The sequence below is a fragment of the Phaeobacter inhibens DSM 16374 genome (assembly GCF_000473105.1).
Classification (GTDB): Bacteria; Pseudomonadota; Alphaproteobacteria; order Rhodobacterales; family Rhodobacteraceae; genus Phaeobacter; species Phaeobacter inhibens.
Genome location: NZ_KI421498.1, coordinates 2,273,337 through 2,293,663, shown reverse-complemented (window position 1 = coordinate 2,293,663; position 20,327 = coordinate 2,273,337). Strand labels below are relative to the sequence as shown.

At 59.9% G+C, this 20,327-nt stretch carries 24 protein-coding genes; 15 read left to right on the top strand and 9 right to left on the bottom strand.

Annotation, left to right across the window (positions count from 1 at the left end; genetic code table 11):
* Position 1: 1 nt before the first annotated feature.
* Entirely contained in the window at positions 2-658 is a 657-nt protein-coding gene (locus INHI_RS0114800) for an NAD(P)-dependent oxidoreductase (RefSeq protein ID WP_027248135.1), read from the bottom strand.
* A 195-nt stretch (positions 659-853) separates the two neighbouring features.
* Here INHI_RS0114800 and INHI_RS0114795 point away from each other — a divergent pair, with 195 nt between their 5' ends.
* The 10 genes from INHI_RS0114795 (at position 854) to INHI_RS0114750 (ending at position 9,287) form a co-directional block, all read left to right on the top strand.
* Positions 854-1,783, top strand: coding sequence for an ABC transporter ATP-binding protein (locus INHI_RS0114795; RefSeq protein WP_014873388.1), 930 nt, complete (start codon positions 854-856; stop codon positions 1,781-1,783).
* Entirely contained in the window at positions 1,780-2,541 is a 762-nt protein-coding gene (locus INHI_RS0114790) for an ABC transporter permease (RefSeq protein ID WP_027248134.1), read from the top strand. Before INHI_RS0114795 ends, INHI_RS0114790 begins: the two co-directional genes overlap by 4 nt.
* 236 nt (positions 2,542-2,777) lie before the next feature.
* The gene (locus INHI_RS0114785; RefSeq protein WP_027248133.1) at positions 2,778-3,575 is read left to right on the top strand and encodes a S49 family peptidase; all 798 of its coding nucleotides are present in this window, start codon (positions 2,778-2,780) and stop codon (positions 3,573-3,575) included.
* Positions 3,556-3,753, top strand: coding sequence for a hypothetical protein (locus tag INHI_RS21330; protein ID WP_036767111.1), 198 nt, complete (start codon positions 3,556-3,558; stop codon positions 3,751-3,753). Before INHI_RS0114785 ends, INHI_RS21330 begins: the two co-directional genes overlap by 20 nt.
* The gene (locus INHI_RS0114775; RefSeq protein ID WP_014873391.1) at positions 3,750-4,694 is read left to right on the top strand and encodes a calcium/sodium antiporter; all 945 of its coding nucleotides are present in this window, start codon (positions 3,750-3,752) and stop codon (positions 4,692-4,694) included. The genes INHI_RS21330 and INHI_RS0114775 overlap by 4 nt, the downstream gene beginning before the upstream one ends.
* A gap of 34 nt (positions 4,695-4,728) precedes the next feature.
* Positions 4,729-5,505: an SDR family oxidoreductase gene (locus tag INHI_RS0114770; RefSeq protein ID WP_027248131.1), complete on the top strand. Its 777-nt coding sequence runs from the start codon at positions 4,729-4,731 to the stop codon at positions 5,503-5,505.
* A gap of 314 nt (positions 5,506-5,819) precedes the next feature.
* Entirely contained in the window at positions 5,820-7,709 is a 1,890-nt protein-coding gene (gene uvrC, locus INHI_RS0114765) for an excinuclease ABC subunit UvrC (protein WP_027248130.1), read from the top strand.
* Between the two features lie 196 nt (positions 7,710-7,905).
* Positions 7,906-8,577 carry a CDP-diacylglycerol--glycerol-3-phosphate 3-phosphatidyltransferase gene (gene pgsA, locus INHI_RS0114760; RefSeq protein ID WP_014873394.1) on the top strand — a complete coding sequence of 224 codons (672 nt, stop codon included), beginning with the start codon at positions 7,906-7,908 and terminating at the stop codon, positions 8,575-8,577.
* Positions 8,577-8,822, top strand: coding sequence for a molybdopterin converting factor subunit 1 (gene moaD, locus INHI_RS0114755; protein ID WP_027248129.1), 246 nt, complete (start codon positions 8,577-8,579; stop codon positions 8,820-8,822). Before pgsA ends, moaD begins: the two co-directional genes overlap by 1 nt.
* A 3-nt stretch (positions 8,823-8,825) precedes the next feature.
* Complete coding sequence (locus INHI_RS0114750) at positions 8,826-9,287, top strand: molybdenum cofactor biosynthesis protein MoaE (RefSeq protein ID WP_027248128.1); 462 nt, start codon at positions 8,826-8,828, stop codon at positions 9,285-9,287.
* A gap of 17 nt (positions 9,288-9,304) precedes the next feature.
* On the opposite strand, the gene INHI_RS0114745 is transcribed toward INHI_RS0114750, so the two are convergent.
* The 3 genes from INHI_RS0114745 to ubiA form a co-directional block, all read right to left on the bottom strand.
* Entirely contained in the window at positions 9,305-9,619 is a 315-nt protein-coding gene (locus INHI_RS0114745) for a hypothetical protein (protein ID WP_014878998.1), read from the bottom strand.
* Positions 9,616-11,526, bottom strand: coding sequence for an OmpA family protein (locus INHI_RS0114740; protein WP_014873398.1), 1,911 nt, complete (start codon positions 11,524-11,526; stop codon positions 9,616-9,618). The genes INHI_RS0114745 and INHI_RS0114740 overlap by 4 nt, the downstream gene beginning before the upstream one ends.
* 77 nt (positions 11,527-11,603) lie before the next feature.
* The gene (ubiA, locus tag INHI_RS0114735; RefSeq protein WP_027248127.1) at positions 11,604-12,566 is read right to left on the bottom strand and encodes a 4-hydroxybenzoate octaprenyltransferase; all 963 of its coding nucleotides are present in this window, start codon (positions 12,564-12,566) and stop codon (positions 11,604-11,606) included.
* Between the two features lie 11 nt (positions 12,567-12,577).
* Here ubiA and INHI_RS0114730 point away from each other — a divergent pair, with 11 nt between their 5' ends.
* From INHI_RS0114730 to INHI_RS0114710, 5 genes are all read left to right on the top strand, one after another.
* The gene (locus INHI_RS0114730; protein WP_014879000.1) at positions 12,578-13,306 is read left to right on the top strand and encodes a 16S rRNA (uracil(1498)-N(3))-methyltransferase; all 729 of its coding nucleotides are present in this window, start codon (positions 12,578-12,580) and stop codon (positions 13,304-13,306) included.
* Complete coding sequence (locus INHI_RS0114725) at positions 13,303-14,211, top strand: GNAT family N-acetyltransferase (RefSeq protein ID WP_027248126.1); 909 nt, start codon at positions 13,303-13,305, stop codon at positions 14,209-14,211. Before INHI_RS0114730 ends, INHI_RS0114725 begins: the two co-directional genes overlap by 4 nt.
* Complete coding sequence (locus tag INHI_RS0114720) at positions 14,208-14,735, top strand: hypothetical protein (protein ID WP_014873402.1); 528 nt, start codon at positions 14,208-14,210, stop codon at positions 14,733-14,735. Before INHI_RS0114725 ends, INHI_RS0114720 begins: the two co-directional genes overlap by 4 nt.
* 64 nt (positions 14,736-14,799) lie before the next feature.
* A complete protein-coding gene (locus tag INHI_RS0114715) occupies positions 14,800-16,170 on the top strand; it encodes a glutamate--cysteine ligase (protein WP_014873403.1) in 1,371 nt (456 codons plus the stop codon).
* 217 nt (positions 16,171-16,387) lie between these two features.
* Positions 16,388-16,642: a hypothetical protein gene (locus INHI_RS0114710; protein ID WP_014873404.1), complete on the top strand. Its 255-nt coding sequence runs from the start codon at positions 16,388-16,390 to the stop codon at positions 16,640-16,642.
* A gap of 97 nt (positions 16,643-16,739) precedes the next feature.
* Here INHI_RS0114710 and INHI_RS0114705 read toward each other — a convergent pair whose 3' ends face one another.
* The 5 genes from INHI_RS0114705 to INHI_RS0114685 all read right to left on the bottom strand — a co-directional run bounded on the left by INHI_RS0114705 (position 16,740) and on the right by INHI_RS0114685 (position 20,326).
* Entirely contained in the window at positions 16,740-17,213 is a 474-nt protein-coding gene (locus tag INHI_RS0114705; protein WP_014873405.1) for a YHS domain-containing (seleno)protein, read from the bottom strand.
* Between the two features lie 278 nt (positions 17,214-17,491).
* Entirely contained in the window at positions 17,492-18,097 is a 606-nt protein-coding gene (plsY, locus tag INHI_RS0114700) for a glycerol-3-phosphate 1-O-acyltransferase PlsY (protein ID WP_027248125.1), read from the bottom strand.
* On the bottom strand, positions 18,097-19,407 hold the full coding sequence (gene pyrC / locus INHI_RS0114695) for a dihydroorotase (RefSeq protein WP_027248124.1): 1,311 nt from the start codon (positions 19,405-19,407) through the stop codon (positions 18,097-18,099). The genes plsY and pyrC overlap by 1 nt, the downstream gene beginning before the upstream one ends.
* 5 nt (positions 19,408-19,412) lie before the next feature.
* On the bottom strand, positions 19,413-19,946 hold the full coding sequence (locus INHI_RS0114690) for a hypothetical protein (RefSeq protein ID WP_014879004.1): 534 nt from the start codon (positions 19,944-19,946) through the stop codon (positions 19,413-19,415).
* On the bottom strand, positions 19,943-20,326 hold the full coding sequence (locus INHI_RS0114685) for a hypothetical protein (RefSeq protein ID WP_027248123.1): 384 nt from the start codon (positions 20,324-20,326) through the stop codon (positions 19,943-19,945). Before INHI_RS0114685 ends, INHI_RS0114690 begins: the two co-directional genes overlap by 4 nt.
* Position 20,327 lies beyond the last annotated feature (1 nt).

The following is a 20,327-nucleotide window of genomic DNA, read 5'->3' as shown; positions in this document are numbered from 1 at the left end:
TTCAGGCGTTCCCCCAGGCGACCGTCAGCCGCTTTTCGGGGCGATTTTGCTGCTCTGCCAGATCCATCAGGGCGCCGCCAAAATCGGCAAAGGAAATCTGCGACAGCCCATTGGTATCGGTGACCAGCGTATCGGTGCCCCATTCGTAGCGATCTCGCCGCTCTCCCTCCTGCAGCATCGCAGGTGGGCGCAGGCATGTCCAATCGACATATGGGGTGCTCTCCAGTAGATGGTCTTGCGCAGCGCAGGCCGTGGCGATCGGACGTACTGTATCTGGGAGAAAGCCCGGTGCGCTCAGCACCGTTTCTCCGCTGCCATCGGCTAGCTTCAGAAGGGCAGCGCCCCCGGTGATCAGTGCAGGGATATTGCCTGCCTCTGCGGCCCGCAGCACCGCTTGCGTCAGCTCCACCAGCAGCGCGTCCTGCCCGGCAACGGGGCGCAATGCGCTGATAATGATCTGATGGTGGCGGGCAAGATCGGCCAGCTGGTCTGCGCTGGTCAACACATCCAGTGCAAGGGGTGTCACCAACCTGTCGCCAAGTGGTCCGCGCAGGTCAGGCTTGCGCGCGATTGCGGTCACACGGTGCCCGCGTTCAATGGCTTGCTGCACCGTGGCACGGCCAACATCTCCGGTCGCCCCAAAAAGAAGAATATCCATTTAACCCTCATATCTTGACATCGAGATAACTAATGTTCCGATTTTACTTTGACGTCAAGATAAAATCCGCCCTGCACTGACGCACAAGGCAATGCGCACGTGTAAACACCCGCGCTGCAATCCCCGCTGGCGATTGGGCAGTGTTGGCGCTACCGTGCGCTGAACTGATGAGTTTACTTTTGAAGGGAGGCAGCAATGTCAGCCATCCTATCCATTCGTGATTTGGAAAAGACATATGAGGGCGGGTTTCAGGCCCTCAAGGGTGTCTCGCTCGACATTGAGGAGGGCGAAATTCTCGCGCTGCTTGGTCCAAACGGCGCCGGCAAGACCACATTGATTTCAACCGTCTGCGGTATCACAACACCCACTTCGGGTCACGTATCGGTCGGCGGGCACGATATTATCGAAGACTTCCGGGCCGCGCGTAGCCTGATCGGGCTTGTGCCGCAGGAAATCAACCTGGAGCCGTTTGAAACAGTCTGGAACTCTGTCCGATTTTCCCGCGGGCTGTTTGGTAAACCGCGCAACGATGCGCTGCTTGAGGAAATCCTGCGCAAGCTGTCGCTCTGGGATAAACGTAAGAGCCGGATCATGGAGCTGTCAGGTGGGATGAAACGGCGGGTGTTGATTGCCAAGGCGCTCAGCCACGATCCCCGCATCCTGTTTCTGGATGAACCGACGGCAGGCGTCGACGTGGAACTGCGAAAAGATATGTGGGACGTGGTGGCGGAGCTGAAACGCGATGGCGTCACCATCATTCTGACAACTCACTATATTGAGGAAGCCGAGGCCATTGCCGACCGGGTGGGCGTCATCACCAATGGGGAAATCCTGTTGGTGGAGGAGAAGGCCCGGCTGATGGCGCAGCTTGGCAAGAAGCAGCTTGAAGTCCAGCTGACCGACGCGCTGACAGCCGTACCCGACAGCCTTGGTGCCTATGGGCTGACCCTGACCGAGGATGGCCGCGGGTTGATTTATTCCTATGACACCAACGCCGAGCGCACCGGCATCACGACGCTGCTGAATGATGTGGCGAAATCCGGCCTGACGCTGGCGGATGTGCAAACCCGGCAATCCAGTCTTGAAGACATATTCGTCGGGCTGGTTTCAGGAGAACCGACATGAACTGGACCGCAATCGCTTCAATCTACCGCTTTGAAATGGCAAGGTTCTTTCGCACATTGATGCAGAGTTTCCTATCCCCTGTCCTGTCTACCTCGCTCTACTTCGTTGTGTTCGGGGCCGCCATCGGCAGCCGTATCGATGAGGTTGAAGGCGTGCCATACGGTGCCTTCATCGTGCCTGGTCTCATCATGCTCAGCGTGATGACACAGGCCACGTCCAACGCGTCCTTCGGGATCTATTTTCCAAAATTTATCGGCACCATTTATGAGTTGCTCTCCGCGCCGGTGAATTTCCTGGAGATCGTGATCGGTTATGTGGGGGCGGCGGCAACCAAGGCGCTGTTTATCGGCGTGGTAATTCTGGTGACGGCGTCGCTCTTTGTCGATCTGACCATTGCGCACCCGCTGGCTATGGTGTTGTTCATGGTGCTGACATGCGTCAGCTTCGCTTTGCTGGGGTTCATCATTGGGGTCTGGGCCAAGAATTTTGAACAGCTGCAACTGGTGCCCTTGCTGATCGTGACACCGTTGGTGTTCCTTGGCGGGTCTTTCTATTCGATCTCGATGCTGCCGCCGATCTGGCAGAAGATCACCCTCTTTAACCCGGTGGTCTATTTGATTTCCGGTTTCCGCTGGTCGTTCTTCGGGGCCTCAGACGTGCCCGTCGGGCTTAGCCTGCTGGCTATCGGTGGCTTTACGACGCTCTGCCTTGCGGTGATCTGGTGGATTTTCAAAACCGGTTGGCGCATTCGGTCCTGATGACCCGTCAATATGGTCAGACCATCGCGCCTCTGCGGTGAGGTTTGACCCTCCAAAACATGATATCGGGGTGGTCCTTGCCGGGCTGCCCCAACGGCAGGCAATCTGTGCGAACCTCGCACGTATTAGGGGAACGTTGCAATTTTACCCAAGCTGCGCGGCTTTTTTGCCGCTGCGCTTGCTTCGTTCCGGCGCCATCCCTTGTTTCAGGTCAGTCGGCATTCTACATCGGCGACATGAACCTGAAATTGCCTTTCTTGAACAAGCCACCGCTGGTTGCTGTTGTGCGCCTCAATGGCGCCATTGGCATGGCCGGTCGCGGTGCGCTGAATGATGCCGCACTGGGTCCGGTGCTCGAACGTGCCTTCCGCAAGGGCAAGCCTGCTGCGGTCGCGTTCGAGATCAACTCGCCAGGTGGCTCCCCCGTGCAAAGCGCCTTGATCGGCGCGCGTATTCGCCGCCTCTCTGAGGAGCTGAAGGTTCCCACCATCGCCTTTGTCGAAGATGTGGCCGCCTCTGGTGGCTACTGGCTGGCGGCCTCAGCGGATGAGATCTGGGCCGACGAAAGCTCGATCCTCGGCTCCATTGGTGTTATTTCTGCAGGCTTCGGCGCCCATGTCTTCCTGGCGCGTCAAGGTGTTGAACGGCGTGTCTATACCGCCGGTCGCAGCAAATCGATGCTGGATCCTTTCCGCCCGGAAAATGCCGAGGACGTGAAGCGCCTGAAACAGCTTCTGGGCGATATTCACGACAATTTCATCGCCCATGTCAAAGATCGCCGTGGCGACAAACTGGACACAAGCGAGGATCTCTATACCGGTGAGATCTGGCTTGGACGACGCGCCGTGTCCCTTGGTCTGATTGATGGCATCGGCCATCTGCGCCCCAAGATGCAGGCTCGCTTCGGGCCCAAGGTGCGGTTCCGCCGCTATGGCATCAAGAAGCCGCTTCTGGGTCGGATCGGTGTACAGATCGCGCAAGATGCGCTGAGCGGCATCGAGGAACGCGCCGAATATGCGCGGTTTGGCCTCTGACGTGATATTTAAGATCGTTTCCCTGTTTCTTGTGGTGATGGCTGTGCTGGCGATGTTCGGCAAGCTGCGGATGCCCGGCCAAAAACACCTGGCCTCGCGGCGCTGTGGCAGCTGCGGCCGCTTCAGGATCGGAAAAGGCCCCTGTGCCTGTAAAAAGAATGGAGGGCCTCGGCAATGATGCCATGGCTGTTGTCTGGACTTGGGCTTGTGATCCTGTTGCTCGCCGGGGACGCTCTGGTGCGCGGGGCTGTGAACCTCAGTCTGCGACTGGGCGTGCCGGCGCTGATCGTCAGTCTGACGATCGTGGCTTTTGGCACCTCGGCGCCTGAGCTGCTGATCGCGATCCGTGCCGTCGGGGAAAACGCTGACGGGATTGCCCTTGGCAATGTGGTCGGGTCAAACACCGCCAATATCCTGATGGTCCTGGGCATTCCCGCCCTGATGCGATCCTTGCATACCAGCGAGTGCGACACGCGCAAAAACTATGTCTTTATGCTGATCGCCTCGGTCCTCTTCATTGCGCTGGCCTTCTGCGGGACCTTCACGATCTGGTCCGGCCTGATCCTGCTTGCGGCCCTGTCGGTGGTTCTTGGGGTCGCCTTCCGTGAGGCCCGCGCTCATCGCCGCAATGGCAAGGACAGTGAACTGGATGATATCGAAGAGGCGGATCCCGATATGCCTTACTGGCGCATCGGCATTTACCTTTTCCTGGGGTTGATCGGCCTGCCGCTGGGGGCTGATCTGCTGGTCGATAACGCGTCGATCATCGCCCGTACCTATGGGGTCACGGAAACCGTGATCGGCCTGACGCTGGTTGCCATTGGCACCTCCTTACCGGAACTCGCGACAACCGTAATGGCGGCACTGCGCCGTCAGGCGGATGTTGCTCTTGGCAACGTCATCGGCTCCAACATGTTCAACTTGCTGGCCATCGTGGGCATCGCCACCTTTATTGGCCCGATCAGCGTTGATCCCTCTTTCCTGCGGGTCGACCTCTGGGTGATGCTGGCCTCTTCGCTGCTGCTGGTGCCATTTGTGTTCTTCAAAATGGATATCACCCGCACCTGGGGAATTATTTTATCTGCTGTTTATGTGGTCTACCTAGTGCAGCTGTTCTAACTCATTGCCAACAGGCAGATGAGGAGAGAGCAATATGCGGGCATTGGTAACCGGCGCGGGCAAGCGACTTGGCCGCGCGATGGCGCTGGAACTGGCGGAAAACGGCTATGACGTCGCCGTCCACTATGCGAGCTCTGCTGATGCGGCAGAAGCCACAGCGGTGGATATTCGCGCTATGGGCCGCGTTGCCGTTACCCTGCAGGCCGACCTGCTGGAGGAAGAGGCGACAGAGGCCCTGCTGCCTGCTGCGGCGGACGCTCTGGGAGGGCTGATCACCTGTCTGGTGAACAATGCCTCTATCTTTGAACATGACAGCCTGGAGACCGCGACCCGCAGCAGCTGGGATCGCCACATGGACAGCAATCTGCGCGCGCCTTTCATCCTGACACAACAATTGGCCGCGCAGGATCTGCCGCAACAGGTCGATGAGCAGGGGCGGGCGCTGGCGTCTGCATCCGTTATAAATCTCATTGATCAGCGCGTGCGTAAACTGACACCGGAATTCATGACCTATACGCTGGCGAAATCGGCGCTTTGGACGCTGACCCGCACCAGTGCACAGGCGCTCGCGCCGCGCATCCGTGTCAATGGAATCGGCCCGGGACCCACGCTGAGAGGTCCACGGCAGAGCGAAAGCCAATTCGCCCGCCAATGTGCCAACACACCGTTGCAGCGCGGTGCTGATCCGGCTGACAGCAGAGCCGCGCTAAGCTATCTTTTGCGCGCGCCGTCGGTCACCGGACAGCTGATTTGCATCGATAGCGGTCAACATCTCAGCTGGGAAACACCGGACGTTGTGGGGCTGGAATAACCGGGTTTGCGGGGCGGTTCAAAAGTGGTAGCGCCGAAGTTGTGCACGTAGCGTCAACCCGTCGTAAATTCGTTACAAAAATCCTTTTGAAATCATAAACTTGTCCGCAATGTGAAAAGTTTTTGTTTTTTATCAATTAGTTAAATAAGTGCCTATTTTTTAAGCAAACGCTGGAAATCAGCCAAAAATAAGGAAAAATCGCGGATAGCCATAAGATATTACCAGACTTATCCACAGCATCAGTGGATTTGTTCCATGTTGATCCTGATGCGCTAACATTGCAGACCACCTGCGGGAATCATAGATCTCGAAACATGACAGACCATCAGCCCGACACCCCGCCTGAAACGGCGCGCCCGACCCACCGGACGGGGTACGCCGTAATACAGGATTATCTGAAGACCCTGGACAGCTCGCCGGGCGTCTACAGGATGCTGGATAGCGAGAGCCGTGTGCTCTACGTCGGTAAGGCGCGCAATCTGCGGGCGCGGGTGTCGAACTATTCCCGACCGGGCCATTCGCCCCGGATTGAGCGGATGATCGCGGCAACCGCATCGATGATGTTCCTGACCACCCGCACGGAGACTGAGGCACTGCTGCTGGAGCAGAACCTGATCAAGCAGCTCAAGCCGAAGTACAACGTGCTGCTGCGTGACGACAAAAGTTTCCCCAATATTCTGGTCGCGAAGGATCACGCGTTTCCGCAAATCAAGAAACACCGCGGCACCCGGCGCGAGAAGGGCAGCTACTTTGGTCCCTTCGCGAGTGCAGGCGCGGTGAACCGAACTCTCAATCAGTTGCAGAAGGCCTTCCTGCTGCGCAATTGCAGCAATGCGATGTTTGAAAGCCGCACGCGTCCCTGCCTGCAGTATCAGATCAAGCGCTGCACCGCGCCCTGTACCGGCGAGATATCGGCCGAGGACTATGCGTCTTCTGTGCGGGATGCCGAACGTTTCCTGTCCGGGCGCTCAACCAAGATTCAAGAGGAACTGGCCGAGCAGATGGCCGCAGCCTCCGAAGCGATGGAGTTTGAACGCGCCGCCGCCCTGCGCGACCGGATCAAGGCGCTGACACAGGTGCAGACCTCGCAGGGTATCAACCCACGTGGTGTGGCGGAGGCAGATGTGATCGGTCTGTATCTCGACAGCGGACAGGCCTGCGTGCAGGTGTTTTTCATTCGGGCCAATCAGAACTGGGGCAACCAGGATTTCTACCCCCGTATCAACGGGGACGTCTCCCCGGCGGAGGTAATGGAGGCCTTCATTGGCCAGTTCTACGACAACAAGGAACCGCCCCGGCAGTTGATCCTGTCTGATGAGATTGAGAATGGCGACCTGATGGAACAGGCTCTCAGCGATAAGGCCGGGCGCCGGGTCGAAATTCTGGTGCCGCAACGGGGGGAGAAGACAGAGCTGGTGGCAGGTGCCGTCCGCAACGCCCGCGAATCTCTCGCCCGCCGCATGGCCGAAAGCGCGACACAGGCGAAACTGCTGCGCGGTGTGGCTGAAGCCTTTGGTCTGGAGGGTCCGCCGCAGCGGATCGAGGTCTACGACAACTCTCATATTCAGGGCAGCCATGCGGTGGGGGGCATGATCGTTGCCGGCCCCGAGGGTTTCATGAAAAACGCCTATCGCAAGTTCAACATCAGGGGAGATGATCTCACTCCCGGTGATGATTTCGGCATGATGAAGGAAGTGCTCAACCGCCGCTTCTCTCGTCTGCTGAAAGAGGACCCTGACCGCGAGAAGGGTCTCTGGCCGGATCTTTTGCTGATTGATGGGGGCGCCGGGCAAGTCAGTGCGGTGGCGGAGATCATGGCAGAGCATGGTGTGCAGGACATACCGATGATTGGTGTGGCAAAAGGCGTCGACCGTGACCACGGCAAGGAAGAATTCCACCGCCTGGGTGCGCCCGCCTTTGCTCTCCAGCGCAATGATCCGGTGCTTTATTTCGTGCAGCGGATGCGGGATGAGGCGCACCGCTTTGCGATTGGCACCCACCGCGCCAAACGGGCGAAAGCCATGGGCGCCACACCGCTGGACGAGGTGCCAGGTGTCGGCGCGGCCCGCAAGCGTGCGCTTCTCGCGCATTTTGGCAGCGCCAAGGCGGTCAGCCGGGCCAATCTATCGGACCTGAAGGCTGTAGAGGGGGTTTCGGCGGCGCTGGCACAGCGGATCTATGATTTCTTTCACGCGCAGGGGTAGGGGCCCCGCGCAGGTGTCAGCCCGCACGACAGCCATCCGGTGTCGGGTGCGGCACGCTCCGTGGGAGGCCGAAGGTGTGGCGGCGACAAGGTCCTGACTTGATGGTCAAAAAACAGCCGCACAGATGTGACCATTCGCGTCCGAAAATTCATCTGTACCGCTTTCCACCCGTGACACTGCGAGCTAGTGTGCAGCCATGAAATGGACCGTGCCTAATATCCTCACCCTATTGCGCCTGGTGGCAGCACCGGGGCTCGCGATTATGTTCCTCTATTTTTCGCGCCCCTATGCGGATTGGTTTGCGCTGATCCTCTTTGTCAGCGCGGCGATTACTGACTGGTTTGACGGCTACCTCGCCCGGTCTTGGGGCCAGGAGACGAAGATGGGGGCAATGCTTGATCCCATCGCTGACAAGGCGATGGTGGTGATCGCATTGATGATCCTTGTCGGATATGCCGCCGAACACTGGACGCCCTGGCTGGTGCTGCCCGCCACCGTGATCCTGTTTCGTGAGGTGTTTGTCTCGGGTTTGCGTGAGTTCCTCGGCGATACGGCCGGCACGCTCAAGGTGACGGCGCTGGCGAAGTGGAAGACCACCGCGCAGATGATCGCGATCGCCACGCTGTTTTCCCAAGGCATCTTCGAACACTATCTGGTGATGTCCTCCTTTGGCATGGATCAGGCGCTGGTGGATCAGATTATGCTGGGGGAGGTCAGCGATGAGTTTGGTCTGCGCTGGAAATATGAAGGCATGATCTGGACCAGCCGGCTGGGCCTGTGGCTGCTGTGGATCGCGGCGGCACTGACGCTGATCACTGGCGCTGACTACATGCGCAAGGCGCTGCCACATCTGAAGGAGACGCGCTGATGGATGTTCTCTATTTTGCCTGGGTGCGCGAGCGCATCGGACTGCCCAAGGAAAAGGTTGAGACCACAGCCGCAAACGTGCGCGATCTTGTGGCTGAACTCAGCGCCCGCGATCCGCGCTATGCCGCGGCTTTTGCCGATCTGTCGGCGCTACGTGTGGCGCTGGATCAGGACCTGTCGGATTTTGACGCCCCGCTTGAAGGCGTGCGAGAGGTGGCGTTCTTCCCACCAATGACCGGAGGCTGAGCGATGCGGATCGCGGTTCAGAAGGACGCATTTGATCTGGGGGAGGAAAGCCAGCGCTTTGCGTCGGATGTCGCCATCTCTGGGATCAATGCCGGCGCTCTCGTAACCTTTACCGGTGTTGTGCGGGGATCCGAGAAGGGTGAGATGGTGGCGATGGAGATCGAGCATTACCCCGGCATGACTGAGCGCGCGATAAAGACGATTACGCAGGAGGCGCAGCAGCGCTGGTCACTTGCGGATGCGCTGGTCATTCATCGTCATGGGCGGTTAGTTCCGGGCGAGCAGATCATGATGGTCGCCACCGCTGCGCGCCATCGCTCCGATGCGTTTGAGGCAGCGGAATATCTGATGGATTACCTCAAATCCCGCGCCCCCTTCTGGAAGAAAGAGATGACGCAGGACGGCACCGGCAATTGGGTTGAGGCAAAGCACAGCGACGAAGAGGCGCTGACCCGTTGGGACTGATCCCCGTGCCGGCCGCTTCAGCCGTGCAGCTGTCCGCGCAGCTCTTCTGCCTCGCGACGCGCATCCCGCAGACCATCCATAGCCGCCCGTAACTCTGCCTCTGTCTGGGCCAGTTGGTTGGACAGTTCAGCCTCACGCTGCTGCAGATAGGTGATCGCCTGATCGCGGGTTTCCTCTGCTTCGTGCAGTTCCTGGCTCATCCGGTCCAGATCGGCCACGTCGCTCTGCTTCACGCGGGTGAAGCGATGCACCAGCCAATTGGCAAACCACCCCATCGCAAAGGCGACAAACAGGATAATGGCAGTGGTAATGATGAACTCTGTCCTGTTCATTGTCCGGATGTCTCCTGTTCACTGTCGGAAGGGGTCTCTGAGGTGCCTTCAGGTGCGGTGGCGGCCTCATCAAGTGTGGTTTCGCTGGCGGCGTCATTGGCCGGGCGGATAAGGCGGAACTCGATCCGACGGTTGGCTTCACGGCCGTCCTCGGTGTCGTTGCTCGCAATCGGGGTGCTTTCGCCATAGCCTTTGGCGGTGAAACTGCTGGTGACCAGACGACGGCCACGCAGCTCATTCAGAACCGACTGTGCCCGCGACTGGCTGAGTGTCTGGTTCATTTCCTCGCGTCCCTGACTGTCGGTATGGCCCTGGATTTCCAGCCGTACCCCGTCACAGCGTGCCAGGATGTCTGCAATCTGATCCAATGTGTCCCGGCTGCCCGCGGCCACAGTCGCCGACCCCGGCTCAAAGGTGATTTTGGAGACCGTCTGCACCGCAGCCAGCTCCGCCTCACACAGCTCCGGCGACATCGGCTTGTCCGCAGGTTCGGGCGGCGCTTCATAGGTGACGTTCAGCTCATAGCTCTCTGCATCGCCCAGTTTCGCAGACAAGAGTTTGGCGATTTCGGAGGGCGCGTCCTCGCGGTGGCTCATCCCGCTCAGGCTCAGACTGTCAGGGGTCACCGAAACCGCGCCGCGCTGAAGATGGGACAGCGCCTCCAGCCCGGCCAGCACCCGCACCGGCCAGTCAGCAGGCAGATCCTCAACCACCCGCGTGGCACTGTAGACATTCTGCGAACCGAAGCGCGCCTGGGCATAGCTGCTGCTGATCTGGCGCAGGGCCTCATCCGAAATCCGGCCCCGCAGCTGCACCTGACCTTCCGGGCTTAGGGTTGCGGTAAACTCAGGCGGACCGTTGCCGTCTTCGGTTTCCGGCTCGGGCAACACCGCATGCAGGGCGAAGACCTGGGGCAGCGCGCTTTCCAACTCACCCACCACATGGTCAAACAGGGCCGGTGCCGTTCCCTCTGCCGCAACCAGAGTCATATCGGCATTGGCCAGTGTCACGGAGCCCCCGCCCAGCTCTGACAAGGACGCAATGCCCAGCTCCGCGGCGCGGGCCCAATTGGGCGAGGGCACCCCCATGCCAATCACGCAATCGGCTTTGCCGTCAAACCCTGCCTTGGTCGCTGCCCGCAGAATTCGATCACGGCTCAACTCGCTTTCGGCAGAGCAGGCATCAAAGCGGCCGCCCGCGTCATCAAGGCTGTAGCGCAGCGTGAACGGCGTGATGACCGGACGCGGCGCAGCGATATCCAGTGACAGGCGCAGCCCGGCTGGGGCCATGCGGGTCAGGCGTTTTTCGATTTGTTCCTTGGCATCAACACTGTCGGAGATCGCTGTGATGGAGACTTCTTCCGCCTCGACCGAGATCTTCGACCGGGGCAGCAGGCTCAAGGCATCCAGTGCGTAGTCCATTGCGGCCATCCAGCCCCTGGGGGCGGTGTAATTTGCGGTTTCCAGCAGATCCGCGACCTGATCCGCACCTGCGATCGTATTCAGCCGGGTGATCACGGTTTCACGGTCGGTAACCCTCGGGATGAGCCCGATGATCGAAATGCCGCTGTCATTGCGCAGAATTTCCGCTGAGAACCGGGGAGGGGCGATGCCTTCGGACGGGGTGATCTGCATTTCATCAATCACCCGCGCCGCATCGACCACACCGCCGACCAGCGATATCACGCCAAATCGTGTGGCCTCATCCGGTGCGGTGCCATTCAGGATCACGCGCAGCCCATCCGCGGTAACCTCGGCCCAGGTATAGCCGACTTTGTCCAGCGCACGGCGTACGGCGGTTTCGCTGCCTGCTTCGATACCCGTCACCGCAAAACCGGCCACCACCAGGCTCAGCGCGGCAGCGGCGACAAACGTCAGGCCAGAGATCAAAAGCGAGGACAGGCGCATGGGCAGGCTGGTCTCCGTTAGGGCGTCCGTCTGAGACGGCTTTTGCCTGTCTTACAGGGGCTGCGCGACGGGTTCAATCATGCGAACAGAGCTGCGGCAAAGAAGATCAGCGGAATCAAGCCCGTATCCCGGTTGAGGCGAAACAGTTGCAGCAAACGATCATTGTTCTCGGCGTCAAACACCCGTAGCTGCCAGGTCATATGCCAGCCCATCGCCCAGGGCGCGGCCAGTGCCAGCATCAGCGCGAGAACCGATCCCTGCGGTTGGACGGCCAGAATGATGGCGATCGCCATCAGGCTGACGGTTGCCACAATGAACCGGCGCAGCCACATCGGCGTTTGTGTGCCAAACAGGCGTGCTGTGGATTTAACCCCGATCAGCGCGTCATCCTCAGTATCCTGATGGGCATAGATAGTGTCATAAAACAGCGTCCAGGCAATCCCGGCCAGATACAATATCACCGGCGGCCAGTTGAGAGTGCCGGTATGGGCCACCCAGGCCAGCATCGCGCCCCAGTTGAAGGCCAATCCCAGAAACACCTGCGGCCACCAGGTGAACCGCTTGGCAAAGGGATAGATCGCCACTGGAAACAATGCCAGAATGCCCATCGCGATAGCAGCCTGATTGAAACTCAGCAGTATGCCGAGCGAGATCAGTGCCTGCAGCCCCATCCAGATAAATGCTCCGGTGACCGTGACCTGACCAGATGGAATGGGGCGGGACCGGGTGCGTTCCACCTGTCCGTCAAAATTGCGGTCGGTGATATCGTTCCATGTGCAGCCTGCGCCGCGCATCAGCCATGCCCCAGCAGCGCAGGCGGCAAAGATCCACAGATCCTCCCAGCGTGGGCTTTGATCCCACAGAATCGCCAGCATCAGGCCCCACCAACAGGGGATTAGCAGCAGCCAGGTGCCGATCGGTCGGTCGGCGCGGCTGAGGCGCAGATAGGGGCGACTCCATTCAGGGGCGTAGCGATCGACCCAATTGCCTTTGACCGCATCTGCGACCTGTCCATCTGGTGTTGGCGTCCCGCCTTGCATATGTATGCCTCATGAGTGCAAAGATCAGACTGTATGTAGAGCACCCGCTGGGGGCAGGGCAATCGGTTCCTCTGGACCGCGATCAGGCGCATTACCTGTTTGGGGTCATGCGGCAGACGGTTGGGGCGCAGCTGTTGCTGTTCAACGGAGAGGATGGCGAATGGCGCGCCGAGGTGGCCGAGGCGAGCAAGCGCAGTGGTGTCCTTATCTGCCAGGAGCAGACGCGGCCATTGGTGCTGCCGCCGGATTTGTGGCTGCTGTTCGCCCCGATCAAGAAGGCGCGAACTGATTTCATCGTGGAGAAGGCTGCTGAAATGGGCGCGGCGCGGATCCTGCCGGTGCAGACCGAGTTCACAAATTCTGACCGCATTCGCCAGGACCGGCTTCAGGCCCACGCGGTTGAGGCCGCCGAGCAATGTGGTGGCACCTATGTGCCGGAGGTGGCAGATCTGCAAAAACTCTCGCGGCTGCTGGACCACTGGCCTGAAGAACGCCAGCTGATGTTTTGTGACGAAGCAGAGGTCGGCAGTGCATTGGCACTGGCCAGCGAGACAGCGGCACAGGCACCCTGGGCCATTGTGATCGGACCCGAGGGCGGGTTTTCCGAGGCCGAGCGCAAGCGACTGCACGCGTTGCCGCAGTCCCATGTGGTGAGTCTTGGCCCCCGCATCCTGCGCGCTGATACCGCAGCGGTGGCCGCATTGACTGTGTGGCAGCAACGCTATGGAGATTGGGGATGAGCTGGCGCCCGGCACAGGATCGCGATCTCGCCGCGATCCATGATCTGCTGCGTCGCAATGTCGCCAGCTCCATGTTTCTGCTGATCAATTTGCGGGACCACGGCTTGCACAGTGCCGCAGCCAAGGCGATGCGTGTATGGGTGCGCGGCAGTGGTGACGGTGGCGTCGCCGGTCTGACCAACGATGGCACCTTATTGTTGCAGGCGGCGGAGGCTAGCGCCACGGATTGGCATGAACTACAACAACTGGTCGATTTGCAGCTGTCGACGGGGACGCCACAACCGCAGGTCGGCGTCCTGGGCGAAACGGCGCAGGTGCGGCGCTATCTTGCGGCCACCGGGCTTGACCAGCACCCCAAGCGACTTGATCGCGATGAACCGGGACTGGCGTTATCGCTGACGGAACTGGATCTGGGCAGTCTGGATCGCCCGCAGTTGTCTGGCGCCGTTCTGCATCCCCTGTCGGCTGCGCCCCGACCAATGCTCGTGCAATGGCGCGCGGCCTATCACCAGGAAATTCTCGGCACCCCCGCGTCTGAGGCGGTAGCTGTCGCATCACAAGATATCGACAGCTACCTGCTGCGCGACAGTCACCGCGTGCTGAATATCGCAGACCGTTGGGTCGCAATGACAGGGTTCAACGCGCAACTGCCCGAGGTGGTGCAGATCGGCGGGGTCTATACACCGCCGGAACAACGCGGCCACGGCTACGCCCGCTGCGCTCTGGCACTGCACCTTAAGGAAGCCCGCGCGGCGGGTGTGGAACAGGCGGTTCTCTTTGCTGCAGGAGAGGCCGCTGTGCGTGCTTATCGGGCCATCGGATTTCAATCCATTGGCGGCTATTCGCTCATCCTTTTTGATCACGCGCCGCTGCCTTCGATGGCTGAGGGGGAGCCTGCTTCATGACCTTTATTCGACCAGAAGCCCGCGCGGCCCTCTGGCGCTGGCGCGAGATGATCGCGGCGGCTGCTCTCGGTGCGCTTGGCCTGTTCTGGGCGCTTGGCAGCTACGGGGCTCAGGCGCTGCTGGGCTGGGCGCTGCTAGGGCTGGGTGTTGTCATCGCAGTTATCGGCATGCAGCGGATGCGGTTCCGTCTGGGCGGCGGCGGCCCCGGCGTGGTTCAAGTGGACGAAGGGCAGATCGCCTATTTCGGCCCCCTCACTGGCGGCGCTGTCGCGCTCTCCGAATTGGAGCGCCTGACACTGGATCACGCTGCGAAACCACCTCATTGGCTATTGGATCAACCGGGGCAGTCCGCCTTGGCGATCCCCGTCAATGCGACCAACACCGATGCGCTCTTTGACGCCTTTGCGACCCTGCCGGGGTTGCGTATGGAGCGGATGCTGGCAGAATTGCGCAAATCCGGTGGTCACCAGGTCGTGATCTGGGAGCGCGCACCAACACGACCAACCGTGCACAGGCTGCATTGACACTGCCGGAAATACCGACCACGACTTGCAGCGCAGGACGGATCAACCTTACGGAGAGCCCCAGATGTCTATCCCTCAATCCGGCGGTGGGCCGATCGAACGGCACGAACAATTGGCGGAATATCTTGCCTCTGGCTGCAAGCCCCGTGACCAATGGCGTATCGGCACCGAGCATGAGAAATTCGGCTATTGCAAGGACTCGCTGAAGCCGCTGCCGTTTGAAGGCACGCGGTCAATAGTGGCCGTTCTTGAGGGGTTGCGCGACCGTCACGGCTGGTCCGAGGTGCGCGAAGGTGGCCACCTGATCGGTCTTGAAAAAGATGGCGCCAATGTTTCGCTGGAACCCGGTGGTGCGCTGGAACTTTCTGGTGCCCCATTGGAGACAATCCATGAAACTTGTGACGAGGTGAACACCCACCTGCGCGAGGTAAAGGATATCGCCGATGAAATCGGCGTCGGTTTTATCGGTCTGGGGGCGGCTCCGATCTGGTCGCACGAAGAAATGCCGCTGATGCCCAAGGGCCGCTACAAGCTGATGGATGCCTATATGGGTAAAGTCGGCACTATGGGTCGCACGATGATGCGCCGGACTTGTACCGTTCAGGTCAATCTCGACTTCGGATCCGAGGCGGACATGGTGCAGAAAATGCGCGTGGCCATCGCGCTGCAGCCCGTCGCAACCGCTCTCTTTGCCAATTCGCCCTTTCTTGAGGGCAAGCCGAACAACCACAAATCCTGGCGCTCGCGCGTTTGGCGCGATCTGGATGCTGACCGGACCGGCATGGTGCCTTTTGTTTTTGATGAGGGATTCGGGTTCGAACGTTGGGTCGAATACGCGCTCGATGTGCCGATGTACTTCGTCTACCGCGACGGCCAGTATATCGACGCGCTTGGCATGTCCTTCCGCGACTTCCTCAAGGGAGAACTGCCCGCGTTGCCGGGGCAAACCCCCACCCTGAGCGACTGGGCTGATCATCTGACCACCGCCTTCCCCGAAGCCCGGATCAAGAAATATATGGAAATGCGCGGTGCCGATGGCGGTCCCTGGCGCCGCCTCTGTGCCCTGCCGGCCTTCTGGGTGGGGATGATGTACGATCAATCCAGCCTTGATGCCGCCTGGGATCTGGCAAAGGGCTGGGATGCAGAAACCCGCGAGGCCCTGCGTGTGGCCGCATCGGAACAAGGGCTGCAGGCACAGGTCGGCAATATCAAGATGCATGATCTGGCCCGCGAAGTGGTGGCGATCTCTGAGGCGGGCCTCAAATCCCGCGCGCGCGCCGGGGCCGGGGGGTTGGTGCCGGATGAAACCCACTTCCTCAATGCGCTGAAGGACAGTATCGAGACCGGCAAAGTCCCAGCGGATGAGCTGCTGGATCGCTACCATGGCGACTGGAATGGCGATCTGAGCCGCATCTACTCTGAATACAGCTACTGAGACCCACAGGGGACCAGATTGAGACCATCGAAGAGGGCGCTGTGCAGGCGCCCTTTTTTCTGCGCGGGCCGCGCGGCGGGTTCTCGACTGATTTTGCGGGTGTTGGTGTGGGCTCCCTCTGGCGCTACCCGCTTGATTTTCCCCCTAATTGAGAGCTTGTTCTCTCTATTTCTCCCCCCTAGAAAACGCGCAATCTAGAGCTCGGAAAGGTATTGATATGGGCAATTTCTTTATTTCAGCATTTGAAAAACTGGTTGGTGTCGTCGTTGTGCTGCTGCTGCTCGCAGTTGTCGGCGGGGCAGTTCTGGCAACCATGCAGCCGGGCGGCGGCGGTATCCTCGCGGCACTCGGTGTGCTTGTGGTTGGCACCCTCTATGTGATCCTGATCGCCGGCTCGCTCTATCTGGCGCTGGGAATTTACAACAACACCAAGCGCACGGCCGAGGCGGTCGAACGGCTGGCCTCGAAGTAATATCCTGCGCAGAGGGAGTGTTCCCTCTGAGGCATGAACAGAATGGGCGGCAGGATATCCTGCCGCCCATCTGCGATTTGGATCTGCCGTTACAGGCTTACTGCAGCAGCTCCGCCGGCTCGGCGTCAGCGATCTCATCCCAGTTCACATCGGCTTTTTCGATGAAGCCGGGAATGTCCGTGCTCCAACGTTCCTGAATGTCCTTCGACAGGTTCAGGTAGAGGACATCATCGACGATTTTCCACTGATGCGGATCGCCGTCGAACTTGAAGCCCATCGCCGCACCAAAGGCGCAGTAGCCGCCGTAGGCCGGGATGTAGGCGTCCGGTGTGGCTTCAAACAGGGCTTTGTTCTCCTCGGTAGCGAACCAATATGTAGCGTCGTCGTGGGTGGCGGTCACCTTGTAGGAACCTTTGGTCGCTTCACCGGCGTTGAAATAGGCGACAGGGTCATATCCCTGCATGGCCAGACCGGTAGAGGAGGCGTTGACATCAACGCCAGCGGCCAGCGCGGAGGTTGCCAGCGTAACGGAGAGGGCGATCCCGCCCAGAAGGGATTTTACGGTATTCATCGGTATGAACCTTTCGATGTAGCGGGTACCTCGGCACCCTGAGTTGGAATGATCAAAGCGTTACGTCATCAAAATACAGGTCTTCAAAATTGGACCGTTTTGGTCACGACACCGATATGAGGACTCCCTCGATCACGTTCAAAACAACTCCTTTTGTATGTGCGTTGATGCACAAATTCTCTGCACAGGCGCGGTGGCACATTCCTGTGAGCATGAAAAAGCCCTCGTCCATGGTGGAGGAGGGCTTTTTACAAAACAGAGGTTTAGCTGATATCGGGCTACTTCTGTCCGATCTTGGGCTCGGTGCCCATGCGCAATCGCGCGATGTTTTCCTTGTGCCGCCACAGGATGATCGCGGCCAGTAGAGCGGCCAGCCCCGTCGTTATGGGTGCGCCCAGAAGCAGGCACCACAGCGGGGCCGCCACTGCAGACACCAAAGCCCCCATTGAGGAGATCTTGCTCAGATAGGCGGCGGCCAGCCAGGTCAGGCAGCAGGCGATCCCTACGGGCCAGGCCAGCGCCAGCATCAGGCCAAGGAAGGTGGCAACGCCTTTCCCGCCCTGAAATTTCAGCCAGATCGGGTAGCAATGGCCAAGAAAAGCCGCCAGACCCGCCAGCTGTGCGGCATCTTCGCCCGCCAGCGTGCGCGCCAGCAGCACCGCGACCGCCCCCTTGCCACCGTCCAGCAGCAGAGTCAGCGCGGCGGCTTTTTTCGAGCCGGTGCGCAGCACATTGGTGGTGCCGATATTGCCCGATCCGATAGTGCGCAGATTGCCCAACCCCATGATCCGTGTCAGCAGCAGGCCAAAGGGAATAGACCCCAGTGCATAGCCAATCACGGCCCATAGCAGCAGGACAGGGGCGGCAGTTTCAATAGGCGGCATCAATCTCTCCGGTAGACCGGTTCACCGGCCACATAGGTTGCCAGCACCCTACCTTGCATCCGCTGCCCGTCAAAGGGGGTGTTCTGTGATTTCGAGTGCAGCGCAAACCGGTCCATCACAAAGGGCTGGTCCGCATCAAACAGCACCAGATCAGCAGGAGCACCTTGGGACAGACGGCCACAGTCCAGTCCCAGACGTTTGGCCGGGTTCAGTGCCATCGCGCGAAACAGTGTCGGCAGGTCGAGCTGCTCCGCATGATAAAGCCGCAGGGCCGCAGGCAGCAGTGTCTCCAACGCCACGGCACCGGCGGCGGCCTCTTCAAAGGGCAAGCGCTTGCTTTCCTCGTCCTGTGGCGTGTGCATGGAGGAGATCGTATCAATCAGCCCCTCGCGCAGTGCCTCGATCAGCGCCAGACGGTCCTCTTCGGAGCGCAACGGCGGTTTCACCTTGAAGAAGGTGCGGTAGTCCGCAACGTCCAGCTCATTCAGCGTCAGATGGTGAATCGACGTGCCTGCGGTGATGTCCAGCCCGTTTGCCTTTGCCCGTTGCAGGGCGGGCAGGGCACGGGCGGTGGTGATCTGGTCGGCGTGGTATCTGGCGCCGGTCATCTCCAATAGGGCGATATCGCGATCCAGCCCCATCCGCTCCGCCATCGCCGTGACGGCGGGCAGCCCGCGCAGAGTGGCGAATTTACCCGAGGTTGCCGCAGCCCCTTTGCTCAATCCCGGCTCCTGCGGATGCGCAATGACCAGCGCGCCGCAGCTGCGCGCATAAGACAGCGCGCGGGAAAAGACCTTGGTGTCGGCGACCACGTGATCGCAATCGGAGAAGGCAACCGCGCCCGCATCCATGAGAAAGCCGATCTCGGTCATTTCCCGACCTGCACGGCCCTTGGTCAGGGCGGCCATTGGCAGAACATTCACCGGCGCATCGGCCTGCGCGCGACGGGTCACGAACTCCAGCGTTTCCGGACTGTCGATGGACGGGGTGGTGTCAGGGCGTGTCACCATGGTGGTGACCCCACCCGCCGCCGCCGCGAGACCTGCAGATTTATAGCTTTCCTTATGGCGCTCACCCGGCTCGCAGACCTTCACGCCGATATCGACAATGCCGGGGGCCAGACATTTGCCGCGGCAATCAATAAGGGTCACATCCTCTGCCCCAATGTTTCGCGTGCGAAACAATTGGTCAGAGCCGGTGCCATTCTTATCCACGGCCGCGATGCGCCCGTTCTGCACCAGAACCGCGCCGATACTGTCGGTTCCGGCCTCAGGGTCGATCAGGCGGGCGTTGGTGAAGAGAGTGGTCATAAGTGTCATTTCCTTTCCGGCGCCCTGGCCTGAACATCGCGCATCATGCGATAGACCTCGCGACCTTCCGCAATTCGCTCAAATCCAACCGGAACAGTCGTTGATCCGTTCTGCCCGCGCTTGGTTCTTTCGGCAAAAAATACGCTGGCGGGCTGTCTATCAACCAGTTCTAGCGGTGTGCTGCCGGTGAGCGGGTAGGACTGCAGCTTTCGTCCAAGCAATGGCAGGCCGATTCCGATGAACGCGCGACGGTCGGTTAGCGTGTACCAGCTGTTCCGGCGAACATATGATGACCAAAAGACAGCGTGGAAAATGATCCCTAAGCCGACGCTGAAGTGTAAAAGACCAAACATCCAGAAGGATCCGCCCGATTTGAATGCCCCCAGCATCCAAAACAGTGCAAAGCCAGAAAAAAACAATCCAAAAGCAGCTTTGAACAGGGCTGCGGGACGTAAGGCAATCGCCCCATCAGGTCGGCCCTGCCAGATAATTTCTTCACCATCGTCAAGGATGCCGGTCCATTCGTCTGTGCTACTCATACCTTTGCTCTTTCAATTGCATTGAGGGTCGCGCCTGGGTCGGGCTGGTATTTGATCAGGTACTTGTGGCCATCATGGGTGACGATCTGGACAGTACTGCCAAGGCGGTTCAGCTCGGCCACATCGGCCAGCGGGATGGTCTGTTGGTCGGGGCCGTTGATGGTGGTGTCGCCGAGCTTCCAAACACGGGTCATCTCATCGGACATGAGGTAGCCGCCGCGCAGGCCAATGGCGGCCAGCCCGCCGATGGCACCGGTCCAGACATGCGGGTTTCCCATCACCCAGAGAATGCCCATTGCACCAACCATGGCAATCACAGCGAGCCAGGCGTGGCTGCGCCAGTAGGCCATGCGATCAGGGGGGAAGACGGTTTCGGACATC